Origin of the sequence: Hydrogenophaga sp. (assembly GCF_028698005.1) — a bacterium.
In the GTDB taxonomy this organism is placed as follows: domain Bacteria; phylum Pseudomonadota; class Gammaproteobacteria; order Burkholderiales; family Burkholderiaceae_C; genus Hydrogenophaga.
Genome location: NZ_JAQVEJ010000136.1, coordinates 1 through 7,996 on the forward strand (window position 1 = coordinate 1; position 7,996 = coordinate 7,996).

Below are 7,996 nucleotides of genomic sequence, written 5' to 3' on the forward strand. Positions count from 1 at the left end.
GCGATCAGCGCGCTGGCGCGGGACTTTGCCCGTGCGTCGGCCGGGCCTCGCCGCATCACTGCGTCATCAGAAAGTAGGCCGTGGTGACGGCCACCTGCGATTCGTCACGGGAACTGGGGGTGGTCGTGCCATAGGCCATGCGGTCGTCGATGGGCCAGATCTGGCCATTGACCTCGGTGTTCGAGCCTGCGTACAGGGCGTCGCGCAGCCGTCCGAAGCGCGCATCACTGCGGCCGTCAATCTGCTGATCCAGCATCGACGCCAGTGAGTAGGTGACGCTCTTGAGCACCATCACATTGCGTGGTCGCTGCACATAGGTGCCCACCGAAGCGCCCGCCTCGGCCCAGGTCACGTTCCGGAAGCACACCTGCACTTCCTGCGGGTTGCCGTTGCTGTCCAGATAGACCTGGCGGTCGGGCTGACCTTCGGTACGGCCTTCGGGCAGGCGAATGCCTGCCGCCAGGAACGCATTGATCATGGTGGTACCGCACAGCTCGGTACCCGGTGTGGCCCCGCCATTGACCTGACCCGTCGGATTCGTCGGACTGTCGCCGGGCGGCCGCCCCACCCCATTGAGGTAGGTCTCGTAGGCCAGCTGCCAGCCTTGCACATAGTCGGTGGACAGGCGCTGGTTGGCCGCTGTGCGTTGAAGGTCGCGCCCCACCGCCACCGCGCCCAGCAGCAGCCCGATCACCAGCAGGGTGATGCTCAGTTCCAGCAGCGTGAAGCCGCGCTGTTGGCGCGCAGACGGGTGCGGTCGACCGCCAACCACGTGGCAAGAGGAAGTATGGACAGATAGGGACATGGGGTTCACCTCAGGGTCAGTAGCCGATGGCATCGGCCTTCAGGGCGTTTTCATTGACGGAGCGGGCCACATCGGTCATGGCGGTGGTGCGGGCGGCAAAGTCTTCCCAGACGTCCTCGGCCTCCGCCAGCGAGAGCGCAGCATCAACCTGGGCCGCGATGGCGGCCGCACCACCAGCCACTGCGGCCGCAATGCCCGCCGCAGCCAACCCGATCTGGAACGAGCGGGCACCCACGCTCATGGTCGTGTCTGCGGTGGCGGCCAACATCTCCTTCGCGGCGTCCAGCCCGGCAGAGATCCCACTCAACACGCCGGCCGCTGCGGCGGCGACGTCGGCTTCCGCCAGCTTCACGGCCACATACAACTGGTCCCGGTAGTCGTAAAGCGCCCGCTCCATCACCAGGGCTCCAGTGCCGGCGTTGACATGGGCATGCGAAATGGCCGCCAGGGCCGCCCCGCAGTGCAAGGTCGAGAACAGCTCGGCGTGGCTGACGGCCAGCACCAGGTCGTCGTAGGTGTCAGTCACCGCCGCCTGGGCGGCGGCAAAGGTCGGGCTGGCATCACTGGCCGACGCGTTCTCGCCATCGAAAGCGCTCCCGTTGCCGTCGGCATCCAGCAGCCCGGGGGCGGCGATCACGAAAGCCATGGCGCGGCGCGAACCGGTGGCGCCCAGTGCCCGCACGGCCAGCCCGGCGGCAGGCGCCACCTCGGCGTCGGTCGCGGTGTTCAGGGCCAGGCAGACGTCGATCAGGCTGGTGGCCCGGAGCACGGGCGTGGCCGGGCACGGGGGTGAATCCGACGCATCGCAGGCGGCATCAAGCGGTGCGCTTTCCATACCGGATCGTGTGGCCCCCAGTGGAACCTCGACTGTCTGTGGGGTAATCGGTGCACTTTCATTGGGTGCAATATCGTTCTGCGGGCGCGGGTCGGGTGTGACCACGCGCAGCGGGTTCATGCGGTCCCTCTGCACGGTCAGGTCCCGGTCGTCCGGCGCCGTGGCCGACGCCTCTCGGTACACGCCATAGCGCAACTGCCCGGCTTCGGGTCGTGGCAGACCCAGGGTGCGCCAGGGCAGGTGGCCCACCTGGCCCTGGGCACAGTTCTCGGCCCCCCCCGTGTCCGCGGCCGGGCACGGCAGGCGATGGTGGGCCTGCACGAAACCCAGCACCGCGTCGCGCGACTGGTCCTGCACCTCCATCTGGCGGACCGTCACACGCTGGCGCTCGGACTGCTGCCAGAACACCACCGCCGCCAGCAACACCAGCCCCAGGGCCAGCAGAGCCACCGAAATCTCGACGAGGGTGAAGCCTCTTTCATGCCGCTTCATGGGTTCAGCCCTTTCTCATCCAGCACGATCGCATGGCGCAGCGCGTCGGCCAAGCTGTTGTACACCTGCGTGGCGTAGACATGCGATGCCGCGAGCTTGGCCTGGGACTCGGCCAGCCCCTCCTGTGCATCCAGTAGCCCTTCAGCAGACAAGGCCACATCGGCGATGGCCATGGCCATGTTGACCGCGGCCATGGCCACCGTGAAAGCCGTCACGCCTTCGGTGTTGGCGGCCGAGGCAATGCTGATCACGGTGCTGGCCGTGGCCAGCGCCAGCCCCATGGCCGACATGATTACGCCCGTCTCGGCCCCCTCCAGGGCCGATTCGGCCTGGGCGATGTCGAACAGGCGCAAGGACCAGTACTCCTGCATGACGCGGGCGTTGTCATAGGCGGCGTAGGCTCCTTGTGCGGCCGCCTGCATGGCGGACAGTCGCGCCACGCAGCCCATGCGACCGGCCAGATCGGCTGGGCCGACCGCCAGACTGATGTCGTCGAAGTCAGCGCTCTGCGGCCGCCCCGGCAGATCGAAGCGCCAGGCACCGCCGCCGCCCACCACGTTGCTGCCCTCGAAGCGACGGTTCTCGCCCGGATGCGCCACGACAAAGGCCACGGCCACGTCGCCCGAGGCATTGCCCGCCCGCAGCGAGCCGCCCACCAGCGGATTTTCCGCGTAGCGGCGCAAGACCCGGCACCAGTCGAGGCCGTTGACAGCGGCTCGGCGCGCCACGGCCCTGTCGATCTCGCTTTGCACGGCGTCGGCCGCCGCACGGGCGGCAGCGGGCTCGGCGCCGGCGTCAAAGCCCGGCAACACGGGTACGCCGCTGAAGCTGATGTTCAGGTCCGGCGATGCCGACGCCGGCGGCTGCACCGCCAGGTCCACACCCCCTCCCCCGTTGACCCCGAAATGCAGCCCGGCAAACGAACTGTCCAGGCCCAGCGTGCGCCAGGGCAAGGCCACCGCGCTGCTGTCGCCACAGCTTTCACTGCCCAGCAGGCTGGACGAGGCCGCGCAGGGCAGGCGGTGCCTGGCCAGCACGAAGCCCTCCACGGCGGCTTCGGCTTCGGCCAGCTGGCGCTGGATCTCGATCCGGGTCATGGGTGCGCGGCTGTCGGCCACCCAGCGCCAGATGAAGAGCCCGATGACGCCGATGATGACCATCGCGACACTCAGCTCGACGAGCGAGAAGCCGCCTTGTCTGCGGTGGGTCTGCGCGCTCATCGGGTGCCCCCCTTGCGGTCCACGTTGATCAGGATCTGCTCGGCGATGGACGGCGGCATGGGGCCGACGCCGGTGCCCGAGATGTTGCAGGCGGGCACCTTCGCCGCCTCGGCCACGATCGCGTCGCGGTTGGCGATCGCATCGTCCACCCGGTCCTGGGCTGGTACCCGCTGAAGCTCCAGGGCGTCGATTTCTCGCTGCAGCTGGCCCGGGCGCAGGAAGAGGCTGTCGTCAGCCGGACGGTTCCAGCCGTAGGTGTCACCCGTACCTCCCATCAGTGTGGCCATCACCGACAGCACGTCGTTACGGACGTTGTAGATGGTGTGCGCGATATCGTCGTCCAACAGGGTGTTCGGATTGATCTCGGTAGACGCGTCGCAACTGGCCGCCGAGCAGGTCCAGTAATAGGTTCCACCACTGCTCATCTGGTGTCGATAGATGCCGCTGGCAAACATCTGGCTTCGAGCGGTCTGGTAGTTGGTCTGCGCCGTGTTTCTGGCCGTCCAAGCAGTGTTCCTCGCAGCTATAGCACCCGGCAGGTCGGCGACAGCGGCGTTGTAGTTGGCCGCTGCCTCGTCGCGCCCTTCCTGCAAGCGATCCGGGATGGTGGCGGGATCCAGCAGCATCCGCTCGGCATCCTTTTCAGCGCGCTCCTGCACCCGTGCGTTGCGCTGTGCCTCGAGACTGGCCTTGGCGACAGGGTCGGTTTCGCTGGCGATCTGCGTATTGAGATCCGCAATCTGCTGGTCCAGTACCGCGATCTCGTCGATGCGCTGCGCCAGCAAGCTTGACCGGTTGGCCAGCATGGCGTTGTAGTCTGTCAGCGTGACCAGCCAGTTATCCCGGGCATCTTCCAGTGCCTCGACCCGGGCCTCTGCGGTCTGGTAGGCCAGATCGGCGGTCTCCCACGCGGCGGCTGCGTTCAGCAGGCTGGTGACGGCACCATCGCGTTCCGACCAGATGCCCCCATCCCGCATCTGGGTGTACAGGTTGTTCATGGCGTTGGCGCGCTGGGTGATCGCCGCATCCCGCTCAGCCGTCTTGTCGTTGATCTGCTGAATCAGGGCGGCCAGGGCGGCCTGTGCGTCCAGGACTTCCTGTTCGGCCGCGGCCACCAGCGCAGCCACATCCGGCTGCGGACCACAGTCCAGATCGCTGGCGTCGATCTCGTTGTTGGCCAGCGCCAACGCATTGCCGGCCATGACCGCCGCCGTCACATTGGCGGCGATCGATGCGATATTGGCCGCAATCACCCCGCCAACGAGCGCGGCTGCCGCCGTGTGCTGGGGCGCGGCCGCGCAGGCGTTCACCGCCAGGCCCAGCGAGGCCGCACACAGCGCCCAGGCCGCGGAGGCATTGGCAATTTCGGAGGCCAGCTCAAGGGCGGCAGCCACCGTCTCGACCGCCGTGATCGCTGCCCCCAGGGCGGCGAAGGCCACCGCCTGAACGGCCGAGTCGATGTTGTCCTGGCGCATCTCGGCCACCTGCTCCACCACATCCAGGCCGAGCGCCACGGTGTTGATGGAGTCGATCAGGGGCTGGCACTGGTAGGCCAGCCGCAAACTCTGGAAGGACCGCTCCAGCACCAGGTCGTCATAGGTGGCCAGCCCGGGGCTGCGGTCCGGGTCTTCCACCCGTTGGCCGGCTGCCGCATTTTCACCGTCGAACAGCGTACCGTCGCCGTCGGCATCGGCCAGTCCCGGGTGCACCAGCGCATAGGCCACGGTGCGGGCCGGCGATGCGTTGACCTGCGCCATGTCGGCGGTGGCCGTGGCGGCGCGTGCGGCATCCACACGCTGGCAAAAATCGGGCAGCGTGAGAATGTCGCCCGGGTAGGGTGGCGCCTCCAGCATGGCCTGGAACCCGCCGCTGCCATCGTCGTAACCCAGCGGGCGCCAGCTGTCGCTGAGCGCCGTCAGGTCAAGCCCGGCATCACCGCCACCGCGTTGCACCAGGTACCGCAGCTGGGCGATGCCGACCCCTGCATCGGCCCCCGCCAGCCGGAGCGTGACAGTGGGCAGCCAGCCCTTCTGGCCGCTGCTGGCGCAGTCTTCAAGACCATCGCGGTCCACATCCGGGCAGGGCAGGCGGCGCGCCACGGTGGCAAAGGTCAGCACGGCGGCATCGGCCTGCGACAGGCTCTGGCGCTCCTGACGCACGGTCTGCGCTGCCGAGCGCTCCTGCCATTCCAGGAAGCCCACCAGCGTCAACCCGCCGAGCGCGGCGATCAGCAGCATGACCTCCAGCAAGGTCAGACCGCGCGTGCGCCGAACACCCCATGGCCGGCCTCCTCCAGCGTGCACCCTCATCCTACCCCCAGCGATTGCGTGACCGATTGGCGCACCAGGTCATAGACCGGCAACAGCAGCGCCACGATCAGGAAAATGAACAGACCCCCGGCCAGCAGGATGAGCGCCGGCTTGATGATCTCGCCCAGCGACTTGACGACCACATCCAGGCGCTTGCGGTATTCGACGGACAGCCGGTCCAGCTGTTTGTCCAGGGAACCCGACTCTTCGCCGACGGCGATCATGCGCACCGCCATGGGCGGAAACCCGCCCACGCGGCGCATGGCGGCACCGATCCCTTCGCCGCGCGCGACGCCATCGCGCACCTTGATCAGTCGCGCCCGGTAGTACTGGTTGCTGGTCGCACGGGCCAGCACGTCCAGGCTCATCATGAAGTCCAGCCCCGCGCGCACCAGCAGCGACAGGTGCTCGCTGATGAAGGCCATGCCCGAGGCCGTTGACAGGGTGCGCAGGATGGGCACCCGATGCGCCAGCTCGTGACAGGCCTGCCGGAACCCGGTCACCGAGCGGTAGAGCCAGACCAGCAACGCGGTCAGCAACACCAGCGCCAGCGCCACCAGGCCCAGGGACTGGACGAGCGTGTCGGAGACGTCGATCAGCCACTGCGTGAGCGGCGGCAGCTTGGCCTGCAGCTGCTTGAACAACTGGGCCAGGTTGGGCACCACGTAGTAAAGCCAGAAGAAGCCCACACCCAGGATCGAGAGCAGGGCCAGCGCCGGATAGATCATGGCGGTGCGGATGTCCCGCCGGATGTCGATCAGCCGTTCGACATGGGCTGCGGATTCCAGCAGCATCCGCGGCAGTGCGCCGGACTCATCGCCAATCTCGGCCAGGTTGCGCACCGTTTCGGGAAACACGTCCGGATGGCGCGCGAAGGAATGGGGTATGCGCATGCCCGCCGCCAGGTCGACCCGCACACGCCGGGCGATGCCAGCCACGTTGCCGTTGCCGGAGTTGTCCTCGATCAGGGTCTGCAGCGCTTCCATCATGGGCACACCCGCGTCCAGCATGATGCCCATGTCGCGCAGAAAGCCGCCCAGGTCCTCGGGACGAACGGGGGTTCGCAGCCAACGCCCCAGACCGGCCACCCAGGCCAGCCAGCCGGGCAGGCGCGTCAGCGTCAGCACCGTGCCTTCGGTTTGCTGCTCCAGCCGAAGGCGCACCGAGTGGTCGCGCTCGACCAGCAGGCGCAGGAAACCCTGCTTGACCGCGCCATGGGGCAGCAGAACGCGGTAGTAATAGGCCCGCATGCGAGCCGTGCCGATGGTTGCGTCCGTGTCCATGCTCAGTCCAGCCCCACGGCACGTCTGATCTCATCGAGGGTGGTTTCGCCCCGGCGAACCCGGTAGCGCGCCAGGTGGGCCATCGGTCGCAGGCCGCCGGCGTCGGCCAGCTCCCGCAGCCGGGCACGTGGCGCCTCGCTCACGATCGCATCGGCCAACGCCCGCCGCACGGTCAGCACCTCATAGACGGGCACCCGACCCCGGTAACCGGAGCCACGGCAGTGGGTACATCCGGTGCCGTAAAAGAGCTCGTCCGTATCGTCGCCCAGCCATGCACGCTCCTCCGCGGTGGCGGCACGCGCCGTACGGCAATGCGGGCAGATGCAGCGCACCAGGCGCTGGTTGATCACCGCCACCAGGTTCTCGGCCACGGTTTCGGCGTCCACACCCAGCAGACGCAGCCGGGGCACGACACCGAAGACCCCCCCCACGTGCAGCGTGGACAGCACCAGATGGCCGGTGGACGAGGCATCGAGGGCCGCGCGGGCCGTTTCCGGATCGCGCACCTCACCCACCAGGATGACGTCCGGATCGTGCCGCAGAAAGTGCCGCATGGCGTGGGCGAAGTCGTAGCCGGCACGCCGGTTGACCTCGGTCTGGCACGCCACCGGCACGCGGTACTCGACCGGATCCTCGACGGTGAGCACATTGCGTTCCACCAGCGGCTGCATGCGCAAGGCCGCGTGCAGCGTCGTGCTCTTGCCCGAGCCGGTCGGACCGGTGATGAGAATGAGGCCGTGGGGGCGCGAAAACGAGCGCTCCATCTCGGCCACGTCCTCGTCGAGAAAACCCAGGTCCTGCAGGCGGTCGAGGTCGCTGCGCTCGGGCAGCAGCCGCAAGGCCACGCGCTCGCCGAACTCGGAGATCATGGTCGAGACACGGATGGTGTAGGCGACCTCCATCAGGGCGATGGAAAAGCTGCCATCCTGCGGCAGGCGCTGCTCGCTGGCGTCCATCTCGGCCTTGAGCTTGATGAAGGCGACCAGCCGGTCCAGTGCGGGCGGCATGGCAAAGATCGGCCTGAGCACACCGTCCACCCGCATGAGGACCGT

Annotated in this window: 6 protein-coding genes; all 6 read right to left on the reverse strand. The window is 68.0% G+C overall.

What is annotated here, in order from left to right:
- Nucleotides 1–55: 55 nt before the first annotated feature.
- A complete protein-coding gene (locus PHQ87_RS12400; protein WP_300234726.1) occupies nucleotides 56–772 on the reverse strand; it encodes a prepilin-type N-terminal cleavage/methylation domain-containing protein in 717 nt (238 codons plus the stop codon).
- A gap of 49 nt (nucleotides 773–821) precedes the next feature.
- The gene (locus PHQ87_RS12405) at nucleotides 822–2,132 is read right to left on the reverse strand and encodes a prepilin-type N-terminal cleavage/methylation domain-containing protein (RefSeq protein ID WP_300234728.1); all 1,311 of its coding nucleotides are present in this window, start codon (nucleotides 2,130–2,132) and stop codon (nucleotides 822–824) included.
- Complete coding sequence (locus PHQ87_RS12410) at nucleotides 2,129–3,352, reverse strand: type II secretion system protein (RefSeq protein WP_300234731.1); 1,224 nt, start codon at nucleotides 3,350–3,352, stop codon at nucleotides 2,129–2,131. The genes PHQ87_RS12405 and PHQ87_RS12410 overlap by 4 nt, the downstream gene beginning before the upstream one ends.
- Nucleotides 3,349–5,661, reverse strand: a complete 2,313-nt coding sequence (locus tag PHQ87_RS12415; RefSeq protein WP_300234734.1) for a hypothetical protein — start codon at nucleotides 5,659–5,661, stop codon at nucleotides 3,349–3,351. Before PHQ87_RS12415 ends, PHQ87_RS12410 begins: the two co-directional genes overlap by 4 nt.
- Nucleotides 5,658–6,944, reverse strand: a complete 1,287-nt coding sequence (locus PHQ87_RS12420; protein WP_300234736.1) for a type II secretion system F family protein — start codon at nucleotides 6,942–6,944, stop codon at nucleotides 5,658–5,660. The genes PHQ87_RS12415 and PHQ87_RS12420 overlap by 4 nt, the downstream gene beginning before the upstream one ends.
- A gap of 2 nt (nucleotides 6,945–6,946) precedes the next feature.
- The coding region (locus PHQ87_RS12425) for a GspE/PulE family protein (RefSeq protein WP_300234740.1) at nucleotides 6,947–7,996 on the reverse strand (1,050 nt) is incomplete at its 5' end.

Coding starts and splice junctions, on each gene's coding strand:
- PHQ87_RS12405 (WP_300234728.1), bottom strand. CDS start 2,132: ATGAAGCGGCATGAAAGAGGCTTCACCCTCGTCGAGATTTCGGTGGCT.
- PHQ87_RS12410 (WP_300234731.1), bottom strand. CDS start 3,352: ATGAGCGCGCAGACCCACCGCAGACAAGGCGGCTTCTCGCTCGTCGAG.
- PHQ87_RS12415 (WP_300234734.1), bottom strand. CDS start 5,661: ATGAGGGTGCACGCTGGAGGAGGCCGGCCATGGGGTGTTCGGCGCACG.
- PHQ87_RS12420 (WP_300234736.1), bottom strand. CDS start 6,944: ATGGACACGGACGCAACCATCGGCACGGCTCGCATGCGGGCCTATTAC.